This window comes from Pseudomonas sp. ACN8 (assembly GCF_002303925.1).
Classification (GTDB): domain Bacteria; phylum Pseudomonadota; class Gammaproteobacteria; order Pseudomonadales; family Pseudomonadaceae; genus Aquipseudomonas.
Genome location: NZ_MRCS01000003.1, coordinates 168,231 through 186,102 on the forward strand (window position 1 = coordinate 168,231; position 17,872 = coordinate 186,102).

13 protein-coding genes are annotated in these 17,872 nt (G+C 62.1%); 11 read left to right on the top strand and 2 right to left on the bottom strand.

All coding sequences use genetic code 11. The annotated features are described in order from the left end of the window. Positions 1 to 2 precede the first annotated feature (2 nt). The 8 genes from BSF44_RS02970 (at position 3) to BSF44_RS03005 (ending at position 9,204) form a co-directional block, all read left to right on the top strand. Entirely contained in the window at positions 3 to 1,781 is a 1,779-nt protein-coding gene (locus BSF44_RS02970) for an aconitase X (protein ID WP_095942235.1), read from the top strand. Then, positions 1,774 to 2,439: an amino acid ABC transporter permease gene (locus BSF44_RS02975; protein WP_095942198.1), complete on the top strand. Its 666-nt coding sequence runs from the start codon at positions 1,774 to 1,776 to the stop codon at positions 2,437 to 2,439. The genes BSF44_RS02970 and BSF44_RS02975 overlap by 8 nt, the downstream gene beginning before the upstream one ends. A 10-nt stretch (positions 2,440 to 2,449) precedes the next feature. Next, positions 2,450 to 3,100: an amino acid ABC transporter permease gene (locus BSF44_RS02980; RefSeq protein WP_095942199.1), complete on the top strand. Its 651-nt coding sequence runs from the start codon at positions 2,450 to 2,452 to the stop codon at positions 3,098 to 3,100. Continuing rightward, the gene (locus BSF44_RS02985; RefSeq protein ID WP_095942200.1) at positions 3,093 to 3,815 is read left to right on the top strand and encodes an amino acid ABC transporter ATP-binding protein; all 723 of its coding nucleotides are present in this window, start codon (positions 3,093 to 3,095) and stop codon (positions 3,813 to 3,815) included. Before BSF44_RS02980 ends, BSF44_RS02985 begins: the two co-directional genes overlap by 8 nt. A gap of 115 nt (positions 3,816 to 3,930) precedes the next feature. Beyond that, positions 3,931 to 4,959, top strand: coding sequence for a proline racemase family protein (locus BSF44_RS02990; protein WP_095942201.1), 1,029 nt, complete (start codon positions 3,931 to 3,933; stop codon positions 4,957 to 4,959). Between the two features lie 126 nt (positions 4,960 to 5,085). Next, on the top strand, positions 5,086 to 6,003 hold the full coding sequence (locus BSF44_RS02995; RefSeq protein WP_095942202.1) for a dihydrodipicolinate synthase family protein: 918 nt from the start codon (positions 5,086 to 5,088) through the stop codon (positions 6,001 to 6,003). A gap of 72 nt (positions 6,004 to 6,075) precedes the next feature. Continuing rightward, positions 6,076 to 7,470, top strand: a complete 1,395-nt coding sequence (abaF, locus tag BSF44_RS03000) for a fosfomycin efflux MFS transporter AbaF (protein WP_095942203.1) — start codon at positions 6,076 to 6,078, stop codon at positions 7,468 to 7,470. A 153-nt stretch (positions 7,471 to 7,623) separates the two neighbouring features. Beyond that, positions 7,624 to 9,204 (top strand): aldehyde dehydrogenase (NADP(+)), encoded by a 1,581-nt coding sequence (locus BSF44_RS03005; RefSeq protein WP_095942204.1) that lies wholly within the window; start codon positions 7,624 to 7,626, stop codon positions 9,202 to 9,204. Between the two features lie 258 nt (positions 9,205 to 9,462). On the opposite strand, the gene BSF44_RS03010 is transcribed toward BSF44_RS03005, so the two are convergent. Beyond that, a complete protein-coding gene (locus tag BSF44_RS03010) occupies positions 9,463 to 10,470 on the bottom strand; it encodes an Ldh family oxidoreductase (RefSeq protein WP_095942205.1) in 1,008 nt (335 codons plus the stop codon). A gap of 376 nt (positions 10,471 to 10,846) precedes the next feature. Between BSF44_RS03010 and mexE the strand changes: the two genes are divergently transcribed. The 3 genes from mexE to BSF44_RS03025 are packed head-to-tail and all read left to right on the top strand — an operon-like array spanning position 10,847 to position 16,713. Further along, on the top strand, positions 10,847 to 12,100 hold the full coding sequence (mexE, locus tag BSF44_RS03015) for a multidrug efflux RND transporter periplasmic adaptor subunit MexE (protein WP_095942206.1): 1,254 nt from the start codon (positions 10,847 to 10,849) through the stop codon (positions 12,098 to 12,100). Positions 12,101 to 12,112: 12 nt separating this feature from the next. Then, on the top strand, positions 12,113 to 15,292 hold the full coding sequence (locus BSF44_RS03020) for an efflux RND transporter permease subunit (RefSeq protein WP_095942207.1): 3,180 nt from the start codon (positions 12,113 to 12,115) through the stop codon (positions 15,290 to 15,292). After that, positions 15,292 to 16,713: an efflux transporter outer membrane subunit gene (locus tag BSF44_RS03025; protein WP_095942208.1), complete on the top strand. Its 1,422-nt coding sequence runs from the start codon at positions 15,292 to 15,294 to the stop codon at positions 16,711 to 16,713. Before BSF44_RS03020 ends, BSF44_RS03025 begins: the two co-directional genes overlap by 1 nt. 211 nt (positions 16,714 to 16,924) lie before the next feature. Here BSF44_RS03025 and BSF44_RS03030 read toward each other — a convergent pair whose 3' ends face one another. Then, on the bottom strand, positions 16,925 to 17,872 hold the full coding sequence (locus tag BSF44_RS03030) for an HlyD family secretion protein (RefSeq protein ID WP_095942209.1): 948 nt from the start codon (positions 17,870 to 17,872) through the stop codon (positions 16,925 to 16,927).

Consider the following 17,872-nt stretch of genomic DNA (forward strand, 5'->3'; position numbering starts at 1 on the left):
GCATGCCTGGGCCAATTTCTCTGACCGGGCGCAGCCTGGTAGCGGGTGCCGCGCAAGGCGCCCTGCTGTTCGCCGATGTCGGCTTGAGCTTCTGGGGCGGCGTCGATCCCTGCACGGGTGAAGTCATCGACCGCCATCACCCGCTCAGCGGCCAACACCTGGCCGGCCGCGTGCTGGCGATTCCCAGTGGTCGCGGCTCGTGCACCGGCAGCAGTGTGTTGATGGAACTGATCAGCAACGGCCATGCACCGGCGGCATTGGTGCTGGCCGAAGCCGACGAGATCCTGACCTTGGGCGTGCTGGTGGCGCAGACCATTTTTGCCCGTTCCCTGCCGGTGCTGTGCATCGGTGGGGAGGCCTTCGCCGCCTTGCGCGGCCAGGCCTTCGCCCGGGTCGAAAATATAACGCTGAGCCTGTTCGATCACCTGCCGGGCGACGCCTGGCAGGCGCTTGACAGCCCATTACCAAACACTGACAGCACTGTCTCGATCAGGCTCACCGAGCACGATCGGGCGCTGCTCGATGGCCGGCATGGCAAGGCCGCGCAAATGGCCATGCAGATCGTCCTGCGTATGGCCGAACTGCAGGGTGCCGACCACTTGGTGGATGTCACTCAAGCACACATCGATGGCTGCATTTACACGGGACCGGCGAGCCTGCGCTTTGCCGGGCAACTGGTGCAATGGGGAGCAAAAGTGCGAGTGCCCACCACCCTCAATTCAATTTCCGTCGACCAGCGCCGTTGGCGCGAACTGGGTATCGACCCGGCACTGGGTGAACCGGCCAGTGCCTTGGGCGATGCCTATATGGCGATGGGCGCACAGCTCAGTTTCACCTGCGCGCCGTACCTGCTCGACACTGCACCGAAGGCTGGCGAGCAAATCGTCTGGGCCGAATCCAACGCAGTGGTCTACGCCAACAGCGTGCTCGGTGCTCGCACCCTGAAATACCCGGATTACCTGGACATCTGCATCGCCCTCACCGGTCGCGCCCCGCTGATCGGCTGCCACCTTGACGCGCAACGCAAGGCCCGGTTGCTGATCGAGTTGCCTGCCCTCGGTGAACTGGACGATGCCTTCTACCCGCTGCTGGGTTACCACATGGGTGCCCTGGCCGGCAGTCGCGTGCCGCTGGTGCTGGGACTGGAAAAACGCAAACCGAGCCTGGACGACCTCAAAGCCTTTGGCGCGGCCTTCGCCACCACCTCTGCGGCGCCACTGTTCCACATCGCCGGGGTCACCCCGGAGGCCATTGACCCGGCGCAGGTGCTGGATGCGGACACTTGCATTGCCGTGGAAAAAATCCGCCTGGAGGACCTGCTGTCGAGTTGGCGCGAACTCAACAGTGCTCGCGATAACCGGGTGGATGTGGTGTCGCTGGGTAACCCGCACTTTTCCCTCAGCGAGTTCGCTCACCTGGCGCGTCTGTGCCGGGGACGACAAAGACACCCGGATGTGGTGCTTGCCATCACCTGCGGCCGTGCCGTGTTGGAGCAGGCCCGCGACGCCGGGCACATCGCCGTGATCCAAGCGTTTGGCGCGACCCTGATCACCGACACCTGCTGGTGCATGCTCGGCGAACCCGTCATCCCCCTGGCGGCTAAAACCCTGATGACCAACTCGGGCAAATACGCCCACTACGCACCGGGCCTGGTCGGCCGCCAGGTGCACTTCGCCAGCCTTGCCGAATGCGTTGACGCGGCCTGCACCGCAACGGCCAGCGGACGTTTGCCGGCCTGGTTACAACCTGCTGCCCTACTGGAGAGCCCTGCGCATGTTTGACTACAGCTTCCAATGGCGCTCCGCCCTGCGCGCCCTGCCGGACATGCTGGCCGGTGCCATCGTCACCTTCGAAACCGCCGCGCTGTCGATGATCTTCGGCGTACTGATCGCCCTGGCCCTGACGGTGATGCGCGAGGCCAAACACCCCTTACTGCGCGGGTTCGGCAACGGTTGGGTATCGATTGCCCGCAACACCCCGTCGCTGTTCCAGATCTACATCCTCTACTTCGGCCTCGGCTCGCTGAACCTGCACGTCAGTTCCTGGTTCGCCCTGCTGGCCGGGATCACCTTCAACAATGCCGGGTATCTGGCGGAGAACTTTCGCGGCGGTCTCAAGGCCGTGCCGAACACCCAGGTGCGTGCGGCGCGTTCCCTGGGCATGAGTGCCTTCCAGGCCTACCGCATGATCATCGTCCCGCAACTGCTGCGGATCGTGTTCTACCCGCTGACCAATCAGATGGTCTGGGCGGTGTTGATGACGTCGCTGGGGGTGATCGTCGGGCTGAACAATGACCTGACCGGTGTGACCCAGGAATACAACGTCAAAACCTTCCGCACCTTTGAGTATTTCGCCATCGCAGCGGTGCTGTATTACTTGATTGCCAAGGCGATCGTCGCGGCAGCCCGGCTGATGGCCTGGCGGTTGTTCCGTTACTGAGGAGCTGTGCATGTTTTCCACCGATTTTTCCTCGAATGACCTGATGTTCCTGCTCAACGGTGCGTGGGTCACGATGCAACTGACGTTCTGGTCGATCATTCTCGGCTCCTTGGCCGGGTTGTTGTTCGGCCTGCTGCGGGCCTTGTTGCCACGGGCCAGCCTGCCGTTGGCCTGGGTGCTGGACGTGTTTCGCAGCGTGCCGTTGCTGATCCAGTTCGTGCTGTTCAACTCACTCAAAAGCATCGTCGGCTTGAACATCAGCGCCTTCAGCGTCGGCTGCATTGTGTTGGGGGTTTACGCGGCGGCGTACTTCACCGAGATCGTGCGTGCCGGCGTGCTGGCGGTGCCGTTCACCGTGCGCCGGGCCAGCCGTTCGTTGGGGCTGAGCTTCCTGCAGGACTTGCGCTGGATCGTCCTGCCGATGGCCACCCGAGTGGCGTTCCCCGGCTGGCTGAACCTGGTGCTCGGTGTCATGAAAGACACCGCGCTGGTGATGTGGATCGGCATCGTCGAACTGCTGCGCGCCTCGCAAACCATCGTCACCCGCATCCAGGAACCGTTGCTGGTGCTGTGCATCGCGGGCCTTATCTACTACGTCATGAGCCTGGTGGTCGCACGCCTGGGCGCTCGTCTGGAAAGAAGGTGGCAAGAAAATGATTGAGATCGACAACGTACATAAATCCTTCGGCAACCTCGAAGTGGTCAAGGGCGTCAACCTGACGGTGAACAAGGGCGAAGTGGTGTCGATCATCGGCGGCTCCGGCTCCGGCAAATCGACCTTGCTGATGTGCATCAACGGCCTTGAACCGATCCAGAAAGGCAACATCCGCGTTGACGGCGTCGAGGTCCATCACAGCGCCACCGACCTCAATCGCCTGCGGCAGAAAATCGGCATTGTGTTCCAGCAATGGAATGCCTTCCCGCACCTGACGGTGCTGGAAAACGTCATGCTCGCGCCGCGCAAGGTGCTGGGCAAAAGCAAGGCCGAAGCTGAAGAACTAGCGGTGAAGCAACTGACCCACGTCGGTCTGGGCGACAAGCTCAAGACCTTCCCTGGCAAGCTGTCCGGTGGACAGCAACAACGCATGGCCATCGCCCGCGCCCTGGCCATGTCACCGGACTACATGCTGTTTGACGAAGCCACCTCGGCCCTCGACCCGCAGTTGGTCGGTGAAGTGCTGGACACCATGCGCATGCTCGCCGAAGACGGCATGACCATGGTGTTGGTGACCCACGAAATCCGCTTTGCCCGGGACGTGTCCGACCGTGTGGCGTTCTTCCGCAATGGCCTGGTGCATGAGATCGGGACGCCGGATCAGGTGATTGGCAATCCGGTGCATGCGGAAACGGCGGCGTTTCTTAAATCGGTGAAATAACTAACGGCCCGATCGCTAGCAGGCTCACTCCTACAGGGTTAGCGGTGCATATCGAACAGTGTAGGAGCGAGCCTGCTCGCGATGAGGCCCGCACAGACAAAACAAGGATCAGACCATGCGCTCATCAAAAGTTATCCACGTCGTCAGCTGCCACGCCGAAGGCGAAGTCGGCGATGTGATCGTCGGCGGTGTCGCCCCGCCGCCCGGCGCCACCGTGTGGGAACAGTCGCGCTGGATCGCCCGGGACGAAACCCTGCGCAATTTCGTCCTCAACGAACCCCGCGGCGGCGTGTTCCGCCACGTCAACCTGCTGGTCCCGGCCAAAGACCCACGGGCGCAGATGGCCTGGATCATCATGGAACCGGCGGACACCCCACCGATGTCCGGTTCCAACTCGTTGTGCGTCGCCACCGTGCTGCTCGACAGCGGCATCCTGCCCATGACCGAGCCGCAAACCCGCCTGGTGCTGGAAGCGCCCGGCGGCCTGATCGAAGCCGTGGCCGACTGCCGGGATGGCAAGGTGCAACGGGTGGAAGTGAAAAACGTGCCGTCCTTCGCTGACCGCCTGGATGCGTGGATTGAAGTCGAAGGCATCGGCTCGCTGAAGGTTGACACCGCTTATGGTGGCGACAGTTTCGTGATTGCCGATGCCAAAGGCCTGGGTTTCTCCATCCGTCCGGATGAAGCGGCCGACCTGGTGGCGGTCGGGCTGAAAATCACTCGAGCGGCCAACGACCAACTGGGCTTCGTGCATCCGCTGAACCCCGAGTGGTCGCACATTTCCTTCTGCCAGATCGCCGCGCCCATTGTCCATGAGAACGGCATCGCCACCGGCGCCAATGCGGTGGTGATTCAACCGGGCAAGATCGACCGCTCCCCCACCGGCACTGGTTGCTCGGCGCGCATGGCGGTGTTGCAGGCCAAAGGCTTGATGCAGGTTGGCGAGCGCTTTGTCGGCCGTTCCATTATCGGCTCCGAGTTTCACTGCCGCATTGATTCGCTGACCGAAGTCGCTGGCCGCGCCGCGATTTACCCGTGCATTTCCGGCCGGGCGTGGATCACCGGCACCCACCAATTGCTGCTCGACCCAAGCGATCCGTGGCCACAAGGCTATCGCCTGTCCGACACTTGGCCCGGCGCCTGATCACGCAATCCCTGAATCCCCAGACCAACGGCCAGTAAAACCCCCTGAAAACCCAAAAAAGCACTAGCCGAGCTTTGTCATTTTAAATATCGTATACGAAATACAATTAACAAACCGGAGGCAACAATGAGCAAGCGCATTAACTGGAGTGGCGTCTTCCCTGCAGTGACCACTCAATTCAACGATGACTACTCAATTAACCTGGAAAAAACCCATCAGGTGATTTCCAACGTAATCCGCGACGGCGTGTCGGGCCTGGTGGTCTGCGGTTCGGTGGGAGAGAACACCTCGCTGACCGCCGAAGAGAAAATCGCCGTGACTGAGGTCGCTGTCGATGCCGCCCGTGGTCGCGTACCGGTGATCTGCGGCGTGGCCGAGTTCACCAGCCTACAAGCGGCCAAGGTCGCCAATGCCGTGCGCCGGGTCGGCGTCGATGGCGTGATGCTGATGCCGGCGCTGGTCTACGGTTCCAAGCCGTTCGAGACCGCCGAGCATTACCGCTACGTGGCGAAAAACGCCGACGTGCCGCTGATGGTCTACAACAACCCGCCTATCTATAAGAACGACGTCACCCCGGACATCCTGATTTCCCTGGCCGACTGCGACAACGTGGTGTGCTTCAAGGATTCTTCCGGCGACACCCGCCGCTTCATCGACGTGCGCAACGAAGTCGGTGACCGTTTCGTGCTGTTCGCCGGCCTCGACGACGTGGTGCTGGAAAGCATCGCCGTGGGTGCCGAAGGTTGGGTCTCGGGCATGTCCAACGTGTTCCCGAAAGAAGGCGAAACCATCTTCCGCCTGGCCAAGGCCGGACGTTTCGCCGAAGCCATGCCGATCTACGAATGGCTGATGCCGATCCTGCACCTCGATGCCCGTGCCGACCTGGTGCAGTGCATCAAGCTGTGTGAAGCCATTGCCGGTCGCGGCAGCGCCTTGACCCGTCCGCCACGCCTGGCCCTGCCGGAAGCCGACCGAGTATTCGTCGAGCAGATCATGGCCAAGGCACTGGCCAACCGCCCGGAACTGCCGGACGTCGGTCTCTGAGTGATTGCCGGGCGGGCCTTTACCGGCCCGGCCCGGCTGCCCGTTTTTTGCGTCTCAACAAGGTACGTCAGCATGTCGAATCCTCAACACACGCAAAGCGCAACCACACCCTCGGGACTCAAACGCGTAGTGGCCGCCGCCATGGCCGGCACAGTCGCCGAATGGTATGAATTCTTTCTCTACGGCACCGCCTCGGCATTGGTTTTCGGCAAGCTGTTTTTCCGCCAGACCGACAGCCCCATCGACGGCATCATCGCCGCCTTCGCCTTGTACGCGGTCGGCTTTCTCGCCCGGCCGTTGGGCGGTTTGGTATTCGGTCACTACGGTGACAAATTCGGCCGCAAACGCCTGCTGCAACTGAGCCTGGTCGTGGTCGGCATCACCACCTTCCTGATGGGTTGCCTGCCTGGCTTCGACCAGATCGGTTACACCGCGCCGGTGTTGCTGGTGCTGTTGCGGTTGATCCAGGGCTTCGCTTTCGGTGGCGAATGGGGCGGCGCGATTCTGCTGGTGTCCGAACACTGCCCGGACAATCGTCGGGGCTTCTGGGCCAGTTGGCCGCAAGCCGGGGTGCCGGCCGGCAACCTGGTGGCCACGGTCGCCCTGCTGCTGTTGTCGTCGAACCTGTCGGAGCAACAGTTCCTTGCCTGGGGCTGGCGCGTGGCGTTCTGGTTCTCGGCGGTAGTGGTGTTGATCGGTTACTGGATTCGCACCAGCGTCGATGACGCGCCGATCTTCAAGGAAGCCCAGGCCCGTCAGGCACAGACCAAACAGCAACAGCTCGGTGTGGTGGAGGTGCTGCGTCATCACTGGCGTTCGGTGCTGGTGGGAATCGGCGCACGCTTTGCCGAGAACATCCTCTACTACACCGTGGTGACGTTCTCGATTACCTATCTGAAACTGGTGGTGCACAAGGACACTTCGCAAATTCTGCTGCTGATGTTCGGCGCGCACCTGGTGCACTTTTTCCTGGTCCCGCTGATGGGCTATCTGTCGGACATCGTCGGGCGCAAGCCGGTGTACCTGACCGGCGCGGTACTCACAGCGTTCTGGGGTTTCATCGGTTTCCCGATGATGGACACCGGCAACAACTGGCTGATCATGGCCGCCATCACCCTGGGCCTGGCCATCGAGTCGATGACTTATGCGCCTTACTCGGCACTGATGGCTGAAATGTTCCCGACCCACGTACGCTACACCGCTCTGTCCCTGTGCTACCAGGTGGCGCCGATCTTCGCCGGCTCCCTTGCACCACTGATCGCCATCACCTTGCTCAACAAGTACCACAGCTCGACTCCGATCGCCTGGTATCTGGTGGGTGCCGCGCTGATTTCCGTGGTGGCTGTCGGCCTGACCCGCGAGACCCGTGGCAAGTCATTGCGCCAGGTGGATGCCGAGTCGGCGGCGCGGCTTGCTGCGCTGGACCCAGCCCCGACTGGCCCACGCCGGGCCGATTCTCTGGCCTGAGTAAATCCCTGCAGGAGCGAGCTTGCTCGCGATGGACGTCAACGATAACGCGTGTTGTGTGAATGGAAGCGTTGTCCTTGCGTTTTTCGCGAGCAAGCTCGCTCCCACAGAGGTTTTGTGTTGCTACCCCACTTTTCGACAGGAGCTTTTTTGATGTCTGAGATCCTTGGCCACAACTACATCGGCGCAGCGCGCAGCGCCGTCGGCGGCATCATCCTGAACAGCCATGACGCCAGCACCGGCGAAGCACTGCCCTACTCTTTCGTGCAAGCCACTGCGCAAGAAGTCGACGCGGCCGCCCAGGCCGCTGCAGCCGCCTATCCAGCCTTTCGTAATTTGCCGGCGACGCGCCGGGCGGAGTTCCTTGAAGCCATCGCCGCGCAACTGGATGCCCTGGATGACGAGTTCGTTGCCCTGGTGACCCGTGAGACCGCCCTGCCCGGCGCCCGGATTCAGGGCGAGCGCGGGCGCACCAGCGGCCAGATGCGTCTGTTCGCTCAGGTCCTGCGTCGGGGCGATTTCTACGGCGCGCGCATCGACCGTGCCCTGCCGGAGCGTCAGCCGCTGCCACGGGTTGACCTGCGCCAGTACCGGATCGGCGTCGGCCCGGTGGCAGTGTTCGGCGCCAGCAATTTTCCGTTGGCCTTTTCGACTGCTGGCGGCGATACCGCAGCGGCCCTGGCCGCCGGTTGCCCGGTGGTGTTCAAAGCCCACAGCGGGCACATGGCAACCGCCGAATGCGTGGCCAATGCGATCCTGCGTGCCGCCGAGCAGACCGACATGCCCAAGGGTGTGTTCAACATGATCTACGGCGCTGGTGTCGGTGAAGCGCTGGTCAAGCACCCGGCGATTCAGGCTGTCGGTTTCACCGGCTCGCTCAAAGGTGGCCGTGCCCTTTGCGACATGGCCGCCGCACGGCAACAACCCATCCCGGTGTTCGCCGAGATGAGCAGCATCAATCCAGTGTTGGTATTGCCCGAAGCCTTGCGTGCGCGCGGCGAGAAAATCGCGGGTGAACTGGTGGCATCGGTGGTCCAGGGTTGCGGGCAGTTCTGCACCAATCCGGGGTTGGTCATTGGTATTCGCGCCCCTGAATGGACGGCGTTCACTGCGCGACTAAGCAACCTGATGGCCGAACAACCGGCGCAAACCATGCTCAATGCCGGCACCCTCGGCAGCTATGAAAAAGGGCTGCGGGCCTTGCTCGAGCATCCGGGCGTGACGCACCTGGCGGGCCACGACCAGCAGGGCAATAAGGCGCGGCCGCAACTGTTCAAGGCCGACGTCAGCCTGCTGCTCAATGGCGATCCGCTGCTTCAGGAAGAAGTGTTCGGGCCGACCACCATTGTCGTTGAAGTGGCGGACAAGGTTGAGCTGCGGCAGGCGTTGAACAGCTTGCACGGGCAACTGACTGCGACATTGATTGGCGAAGCATCGGATCTTCAGACCCACGCGGACCTGCTGATACTGCTGGAACAAAAAGTCGGCCGGGTACTGTTCAACGGTTACCCCACCGGGGTCGAAGTCTGCGATGCCATGGTCCATGGCGGGCCTTACCCTGCAACCTCCGACGCCCGTGGCACGTCGGTTGGCAGCCTGGCCATCGAGCGATTCCTGCGGCCGGTGTGCTACCAGAACTGCCCGGACGCCTTGCTGCCCGACGCCTTGAAAAACGCCAACCCGCTGGGGATTGCACGGCTGGTGGATGGCCGCAGCCAACGCGACCCGGTTTAACAACACGACCTTCTGTGGGAGCGAGCCTGTTCGCGATGGCGGTGTGTCAGGCGATGTGGATGCTGGATGTACCGGCCCCTTCGCGGGCAAGCCCGCTTCCACAGGTTCAGTGGCTGTATGCAAAATCTGCGAACTACTCAAATTACTGTGGGAGCGAGCCTGCTCGCGATAGCGGTATGTCAGTCGACGAAAATGTTGAATCTGATGCCCTCATCGCGGGCAGGCTCGCTCCCACAGGAGTGGGCACACCCATTCCATTCAAGCCAGCAGTGCTTTCAGGTCGTTGTACAGCGCCTCGGGAATTTGCACGCCTTCCACCAGGCTGCGTACCCGCGCCGCGTAACGTCGTTGCGACGGTAAGCGTGCGCCCTGCCCTTCAATGCCCTGGAACAACGTTTCGGCCCGGGCCAAATGTTCTTCAGTGGCGTCCCCCAGAAAGCGCCGAGGGTCCAGGGCGATGATCAACTCGCCATGGTACGGCGACGACTTGCTGCCCCCGTCGTAAGCCAACGACTCGGCACTGGTCAGGTCACCAATCAGCGGCCCGGCAATCAACTCCACCATCGCCGCCAGCGCCGAACCCTTGTGCCCGCCGAACGTCAGCATCGCACCGCTGTCGAGCACTACGTTGGCGTCGGTGCTCGGCTGGCCTTGGGCGTCGACGCCCCAACCTTCGGGAATCGCCTTGCCGGCACGCCGGTGCAGTTCGATATCACCACGGGCAATCGCGCTGGTGGCGAAGTCGAACACAAACGGATCTTGCCCCGCACGCGGCCAACCGAAGGCAATGGGATTGGTGCCGAACACCGGCAATCGTCCTCCAGCCGGCGCCACCCAGGCGTGGCTCGGATTACACGCCAGTGCCACCAGACCGGCAGCCGTCATCTGCTCGATCTCCACCCACAGCGCCGAGAAATGTACACAGCGGTTGATTGCCAACGCCGCAATGCCGTTGGCCCGGGTTTTCTGCGCCAGCAACGGCAACCCCGCCTGAAACGCCAACTGCGAAAACCCACCGCCAGCATCCACCCGCACAATCGACGGCGCCTGGTCGATCACCTGTGGCTCGGCATCGGCTGACACCTTGCCGGCCCGCAGGGAATTGACACACCCCAAAATCCGGTACAAACCGTGGGAGGCGCAGCCATCACGTTCGCCAGCAAGCACCGTCGCCGCCACCGCTTGTGCATGGGCCAGATTAAAACCGTTGTGCAACAAGATCGATTCGGCCAACTCACGGGCTTCGATCAGGGTCAGTCGGATCATGGTCATCTCCTTGGGCAGACCGGTCAGAGTGGTCTATCCGAGGCGTCGTGGCTTGATGGGTTTGGGCATTGGCGGTGACGAAATTGGCACAACGCAGGCAGTCGGACTCCGTTAAATCAATGGCTGATGAGATCCAGTGTAGGAGCGAGCCTGCTCGCGATAGCCGCAACACGGTCCCAAGTCTGACTATTGCATCCAATGCAACACACAATTGTCATCAATCCAGTTGATGAAGACCGAACGCAAGGCGCAGGCTAGAGGGCTGGCTTGGGTCTTATATCATTCCGAATGATAGTTACCTTCGCCCCATTCGATTCGTGAGATCCAAACCCGCCGCGCATCATTCGCCAATCTCAACACATTGGCGGATGCATCCATGGAACAGTCACTCAAACATTTGCGCTTCCCGTTGGCCCTGTTGGCCGTAATGGTGATCAGTGCGTGCGGCAAGGCCCCGGAATCCGCCGCCAGCATGCCAGCGGCCAAGGTCAGCGTGGCCAAGGTGCTGGAACAACCGGTCAACGAGTGGGACGAATTCACCGGCCGCCTCGAAGCGCCGGAAACCGTCGAGATTCGTCCACGGGTCTCCGGCCAGATCGATGAAGTGGCGTTCACTGAAGGCGCCCTGGTCAAGAAAGGCGACCTGCTGTTCCAGATCGACCCGCGTCCGTTCCAGGCTGAGGTCCGCCGCCTCGAAGCCCTGGTTGCACAATCGCGCGCCAATGCGACCCGTAGCGAAAACGAAGCCCAGCGCGGCGAGCGCCTGCGCACCAGCAACGCCATTTCCGCAGAACTTGCCGATTCGCGTACCAGTGCCGCTCAGGAAGCCCGCGCCGCCGTCGGTGCCCTGCAAGCGCAACTGGACCTGGCCAAGCTGAACCTGAGCTTCACCCGCGTGACAGCCCCAATCAGCGGCCGCGTCAGCCGTGCGGAAATCACCGCCGGCAACCTGGTGACCGCCGATACAACCCCGCTGACCAGCGTGGTCTCCACCGACAAGGTGTACGCCTACTTCGACGCCGACGAGCGTGTGTTCCTCAAGTACACCGAGCTCGCTCGCCAGGGCAAGCGCGGCGCCACCACCCCGGTCTACATGGGCCTGTCCAACGAGGACGGCAACCCGCACCAGGGCGTGATGAACTTCGTCGACAACCAGGTCAACCCCAAGACCGGCACCATCCGTGGTCGCGCCGTGTTCGACAACAGCGACGGCAGCTACACCCCGGGCCTGTATGCACGCCTGAAACTGGTGGGCAGCGGCACCTACAGCGCCATGCTGATCAACGATGAAGCGGTCGGCACCGACCTGGGCAAGAAGTTCGTGCTGGTGATGGATGCCGACAACAAGACCGCCTACCGCGCGGTGGAGCTCGGTCCGAAAATCGAAGGCCTGCGCATCGTGCGCAACGGCCTGAACAAGGACGACACCATCATCGTCAAGGGCCTGCAACGGGTACGCCCTGGTTCACCGGTCACCCCTGAAGTGATTCCGATGGCCAGCGAACAAACCCTCGCGGCACTCGCACAACAACGCCAAGCGCTGGAAGCCAGCAACCTGCCTCAAGTCGCGCCTGCCAGGGTTGCGCCGGGCACGGCTGTGAAACTGGCTGCCACGACCCCACGCGGTTAAGGGATTTTTACGATGAATTTTTCCCAATTCTTCATTTCGCGGCCGATCTTCGCAGCGGTGCTGTCGCTGCTGATCCTGATCGCCGGTGCGATCTCGCTGTTCCAGTTGCCGATCAGCGAATACCCGGAAGTGGTGCCGCCGACCGTGGTGGTCCGCGCCAACTTCCCGGGCGCCAACCCGAAAGTCATCGGTGAAACCGTGGCCGCTCCGCTGGAACAGGCCATCACCGGCGTCGAGAACATGTTGTACATGTCCTCGCAGTCGACTGCTGACGGCAAGATCACCCTGACCATCACCTTTGCCCTGGGTACCGACCTGGACAACGCCCAGGTGCAGGTGCAGAACCGCGTGACCCGGACCGAGCCGAAACTTCCCGAGGAAGTGACGCGCATCGGTATCACCGTGGACAAGGCGTCGCCCGACCTGACGATGGTGGTGCACTTGACCTCACCGGACAAACGCTACGACATGCTCTACCTGTCCAACTACGCGATCCTGAACATCAAGGATGAGTTGGCGCGGCTGGGCGGTGTCGGTGACGTGCAACTGTTCGGTATGGGCGACTACTCGCTGCGTGTCTGGCTCGATCCGAACAAGACCGCTTCGCGCAACCTGACCGCCACCGACGTGGTCACCGCGATTCGTGAACAGAACCGCCAGGTGGCGGCCGGTGCCTTGGGTGCACCCCCGGCCCCGAATGCCCAAAGCTTCCAGTTGTCGGTCAACACTCAGGGCCGTCTGGTGTCCGAGGAAGAGTTCGAGAACATCATCATTCGCTCGGGCGATAACGGTGAAATCACTCGCCTCAAGGACATCGCCCGCGTTGAACTGGGTTCCAGCCAGTACGCCCTGCGTTCCTTGCTGAACAACCAGCCGGCGGTGGCGATCCCGATCTTCCAGCGTCCGGGTTCCAACGCCATCGAAATTTCCAACGAAGTCCGGGCGAAAATGGCCGAGCTGAAGAAGACCTTCCCCGAAGGCATGGACTTCAGCATCGTCTATGACCCGACGATCTTCGTTCGCGGCTCCATCGAGGCGGTGGTTCACACTCTCTTCGAAGCGCTGATCCTCGTGGTGCTGGTGGTAATCCTGTTCCTGCAAACCTGGCGCGCCTCGATCATTCCGTTGGTGGCCGTGCCGGTTTCGCTGATCGGTACCTTTGCCGTGATGCACCTGTTCGGCTTCTCGCTCAACGCCCTGTCGCTGTTCGGCCTGGTGTTGGCCATCGGTATCGTGGTGGACGATGCGATCGTGGTAGTGGAGAACGTCGAGCGGAACATCGAACTCGGATTGACCCCGGTCGAAGCGACCAAAAAAGCCATGGGCGAGGTAACCGGCCCGATCATTGCCACGGCGCTGGTGCTGTGTGCGGTATTCGTTCCGGCGGCGTTCATTTCCGGTCTGACCGGCCAGTTCTACAAGCAGTTCGCCCTGACCATTGCGATTTCCACGGTGATCTCGGCCTTCAACTCCCTGACCCTGTCGCCGGCTCTGGCCGCGGTATTGCTCAAGGGTCACGACGCACCGAAAGACCGTTTCTCCAAGGTGCTGGACAAGATTTTCGGCGGCTGGTTGTTCCGTCCGTTCAACCGCTTCTTCGAGAAGGCCAGCCACGGATATGTCGGCACCGTTGCCCGCGTGATCCGCTCAAGCGGCATTGCCCTGCTGCTGTACGCCGGCCTGATGGTCCTGACTTTCTTCGGCTTCTCCAGCACCCCGACCGGTTTCGTCCCCGGCCAGGACAAGCAGTACCTGGTGGCCTTCGCGCAACTGCCGGATGCCTCGAGCCTGGACCGTACCGAAGACGTGATCAAGCGCATGTCCGAGCTGGCGCTGAAGCAGCCCGGCGTGGAAAGTGCCGTGGCCTTCCCTGGGCTGTCGATCAACGGTTTCACCAACAGCCCGAACGCCGGCATCGTGTTCGTGACCCTCAAACCGTTCGACGAGCGTAAAGACCCGAGCATGTCCGCAGGGGCCATTGCCGGCGCCTTGAACGGCCAGTACGCGAACATTCAGGAAGCCTACATGGCGATCTTCCCGCCGCCGCCGGTACAAGGCCTGGGCACCATCGGTGGTTTCCGCCTGCAGATCGAAGACCGGGGCAACCTGGGCTACGAAGAGCTGTACAAGGAAACCATGAACATCATCAACAAGAGCCACAACGTGCCGGAACTGGCCGGCCTGTTCACCAGCTATACGGTGAACGTGCCCCAGGTCGATGCCGCCATCGACCGCGAGAAAGCCAAGACCCACGGCGTGGCCGTCAGCGACATCTTCGACACCCTGCAGATCTACCTGGGTTCGCTGTATGCCAACGACTTCAACCGCTTCGGTCGCACCTATCAGGTCAACGTCCAGGCCGAGCAACAGTTCCGCCTCGAATCGGACCAGATCGGTCAGCTGAAAGTGCGCAACAGCAAGGGTGAGATGATTCCGCTGGCGACCTTCATCAAGGTCAGTGACACCTCGGGCCCCGATCGCGTGATGCACTACAACGGCTTCATCACCGCTGAAATCAACGGTGCGGCAGCCCCCGGCTACAGCTCCGGCCAGGCGGAAAAAGCCATCGAGAAACTGCTCAAGGAAGAACTGCCCAACGGCATGACCTACGAATGGACCGACCTGACCTACCAGCAGATCCTGTCCGGCAACACCGCGCTGTTCGTGTTCCCGCTCTGCGTGCTGCTGGCGTTCCTGGTACTGGCAGCTCAGTACGAAAGCTGGAGCCTGCCACTGGCGGTGATCCTGATCGTACCGATGACCCTGCTGTCGGCGATTACCGGGGTAATTGCTTCCGGTGGCGACAACAACATCTTTACCCAGATCGGTTTGATCGTACTGGTGGGGCTTGCCTGTAAGAACGCGATCCTGATCGTCGAGTTCGCCAAGGACAAACAGCTCGAAGGGATGAACCCGCTGGCGGCGGTCCTGGAAGCTTGCCGCCTGCGTCTGCGGCCGATTCTGATGACCTCCTTCGCGTTCATCATGGGTGTCGTGCCTCTGGTGTTCTCCAGCGGTGCCGGTGCCGAAATGCGCCACGCCATGGGTGTAGCGGTGTTCTCCGGGATGCTCGGGGTGACCTTCTTCGGTCTGTTGCTGACGCCGGTGTTCTACGTACTGATTCGTAACTTTGTCGAGCGCGGCGAGAAGCGCAAAGCAGCCAAGGCCACCCTGAAGCTGGAGTCGCACTGATGAGTTTGAAAGCCTTCCTGCCGAGCCTGCTGGTACTGGCGCTGAGCGCCTGTGCCGTGGGTCCGGACTACAAGACCGAAGCCCTTGAACCGGCCAACATCACGACCGCCACCGATGGCGCCGCCGGCCAGAAGAACTTTGACCGTTCGCGTTTCGAAGGCATCTGGTGGCAACAGTTCGAAGACCCGACCCTCAACCAGCTGGTGACGCAATCCCTGCAAGGCAACCGTGATCTGCGCGTCGCCTTCGCCCGCTGGAAAGCCGCACGGGCGATCCGCGATGACGTCAGCAACGACGCCATGCCGACCATCACCAGCCGCGTCAGCAGTGATCTGGGCAAAGGCCAGATTCCGGGGCAGACCACCGACCGGGTCAACAGCGAACGCTATGACCTGGGCCTGGACATGGCTTGGGAAATCGACTTGTTCGGTCGCATCCAGCGCAACCTCGAGTCGGCCAACGCCGAGCAACAGGCGTTCGAGGCCGACCTGTACCAACTGCAAGTCACCATGATTGCCGAACTGGTGGATTCCTACGGTCAACTGCGCGGCGCGCAGTTGCGGGAGAAAATCGCCCTGGCCAACCTGGAGAACCAGCAGGAGTCGCGCAAGATCACCATCAGCCTGCGTGATGCCGGCGTTGGCGATCAGCTCGATGTGGAACGGGCCGATGCGCGACTGGCGTCGGTCGAAGCCAGCGTGCCGCAACTGCAGGCCGAACAGGTCCGGCAAAAAAACCGTATTGCCACCCTGCTGGGTGAACGCCCGGACAAGCTGACCGTGGACCTGAGCCCGAAAGACCTGCCAGCGATCGCCAAGGCATTGCCGATCGGTGATCCGGGTGAACTGCTGCAACGCCGTCCGGACATTCGCAGTGCCGAGCGCCAATTGGCGTCGGCCACGGCACGTATCGGCGTGGCCAAGGCGGATCTGTTCCCACGGGTCAGCCTCAGCGGCTTCCTTGGCTTTACCGCCGGGCGCGGTTCGCAGATCGGCTCCTCGGCGGCCAACGCCTGGGCACTCGGTCCGAGTATCACCTGGGCGGCGTTTGACCTGGGCAGCGTCAAGGCCCGGTTGCGCGGTGCCGACGCCGATGCCGAAGGCGCCCTGGCGACCTACGAGCAGCAAGTGTTGCTGGCCCTGGAAGAATCGGAAAACGCCTTCAGCGACTACGGCAAACGCCAACAGCGCTTGATTTCGCTGATTCGCCAGAGCGAGTCCAGCCGCTCGGCCGCCGACCTGGCGGAAATTCGCTACCGCGAAGGCAACACCGATTTCCTCGTGCTGCTCGACGCCCAGCGTGAACGCCTGGCGGCCGAAGACACCCAGGCCCAGGCTGAAGTCGACCTGTATCGCGGCATCGTCGCGATCTACAAGGCCCTTGGTGGCGGCTGGCAGCCGGAGACGGTCGCGAGCAAGTAATACGGTTTTAAAGCGCTCCTTTGGTTGGCCGCAACCAACCAATTTCCTGGCCCTGCGTCTCATTCGGTCGCGGGGCTTTTTTTGCCCTCAAAAACACCGCCTGCCCCATGTGGGAGCGAGCCTGCTCGCGATGGACGTCAACGATGACGCGACAAACCTGATTCGCCTCGTCGTCATCGAGTTTTTCGCGAGCAGGCTCGCTCCTACAGGGTTAGCGGTGTTCTTCGACGGTCACAGTGGCGGTCGTCCCCGCCCTCAGATTGTTTTTACCGGCATAGTCGCCATCGATCTCGATCCGCACCGGTACCCGTTGCGCCAGTTTGATCCAGGTGTAACTGGGGTTGATACTGGCCAGCAGACGGCCGCCCGGCAGGTTTTCCCGGTCGGCAATGGCGAAGGCAATGCTCTGCACTTTGCCGCCGAATGTCTCGCCACTCATCAACTCGATCCGGACCCGGTCGCCCTCCCCGATCCGCGGCAACTTGGTTTCTTCGAAGTAACCGCTGACATAGAACGATTCGCTGTCCACCAGCGCCAGCAAGGGGCCGCCGGCCGAGGCATAGTCGCCCTCCCGGGTCAGCAGATTGGTGACATAGCCAGTCACCGGAGATACGACATGGGTACGCTGCAAGTCGAGTTCGGACTGGGTCAAGGCCGCAATAGCCAGTTGCACGTTGGCCTGGGCCAACACCAGATTGGCCTGATTACGCAGCAAGTCGGCCTGGGCCACCGACACATCGGTGGCGGCCTTTTCCCACTCTTCGCCGGAAATCGCCGAACGATCCTTGAGCGTGCGCCGGCGTTGCTCCTCGCTCTGACGTTGTTTGAGTAATGCTTCGCTGGCGATGATGGCCGCCTGGGCCTGACCGAGCGAGGCTTTCGCCACCTCCACCGCGCGCCTGGCATGCTCCACCGCCAGGGTGTAACGCGCCGGATCGATCTCCAGCAGCGCCTGGCCTTTGTTCACATGCTGGTTGTCCTGCACGGCCAGGCTGACGATTCGCCCCGAAACGTCGGCGGACAAGGTCACCACATCGGCACGCACCCGGGCATCCCGGGTCCAGGGCGCGCGGGTGTAATGCTCCCACGCGAACCAGCCCAGGACGAAGGCCAGCAGTACCACCGCCAGCGTCGTGAGTCGGGAAAGGATGTTCTTCAT

Bases quoted from the DNA above. Each gene is read 5' to 3' on its own strand.
- BSF44_RS02970 (WP_095942235.1), top strand. From the start codon at position 3: ATGCCTGGGCCAATTTCTCTGACCGGGCGCAGCCTGGTAGCGGGTGCC.
- BSF44_RS02975 (WP_095942198.1), top strand. From the start codon at position 1,774: ATGTTTGACTACAGCTTCCAATGGCGCTCCGCCCTGCGCGCCCTGCCG.
- BSF44_RS02980 (WP_095942199.1), top strand. From the start codon at position 2,450: ATGTTTTCCACCGATTTTTCCTCGAATGACCTGATGTTCCTGCTCAAC.
- BSF44_RS02985 (WP_095942200.1), top strand. From the start codon at position 3,093: ATGATTGAGATCGACAACGTACATAAATCCTTCGGCAACCTCGAAGTG.
- BSF44_RS02990 (WP_095942201.1), top strand. From the start codon at position 3,931: ATGCGCTCATCAAAAGTTATCCACGTCGTCAGCTGCCACGCCGAAGGC.
- BSF44_RS02995 (WP_095942202.1), top strand. From the start codon at position 5,086: ATGAGCAAGCGCATTAACTGGAGTGGCGTCTTCCCTGCAGTGACCACT.
- abaF (WP_095942203.1), top strand. From the start codon at position 6,076: ATGTCGAATCCTCAACACACGCAAAGCGCAACCACACCCTCGGGACTC.
- BSF44_RS03005 (WP_095942204.1), top strand. From the start codon at position 7,624: ATGTCTGAGATCCTTGGCCACAACTACATCGGCGCAGCGCGCAGCGCC.
- BSF44_RS03010 (WP_095942205.1), bottom strand. From the start codon at position 10,470: ATGATCCGACTGACCCTGATCGAAGCCCGTGAGTTGGCCGAATCGATC.
- mexE (WP_095942206.1), top strand. From the start codon at position 10,847: ATGGAACAGTCACTCAAACATTTGCGCTTCCCGTTGGCCCTGTTGGCC.
- BSF44_RS03020 (WP_095942207.1), top strand. From the start codon at position 12,113: ATGAATTTTTCCCAATTCTTCATTTCGCGGCCGATCTTCGCAGCGGTG.
- BSF44_RS03025 (WP_095942208.1), top strand. From the start codon at position 15,292: ATGAGTTTGAAAGCCTTCCTGCCGAGCCTGCTGGTACTGGCGCTGAGC.
- BSF44_RS03030 (WP_095942209.1), bottom strand. From the start codon at position 17,872: ATGAAGAACATCCTTTCCCGACTCACGACGCTGGCGGTGGTACTGCTG.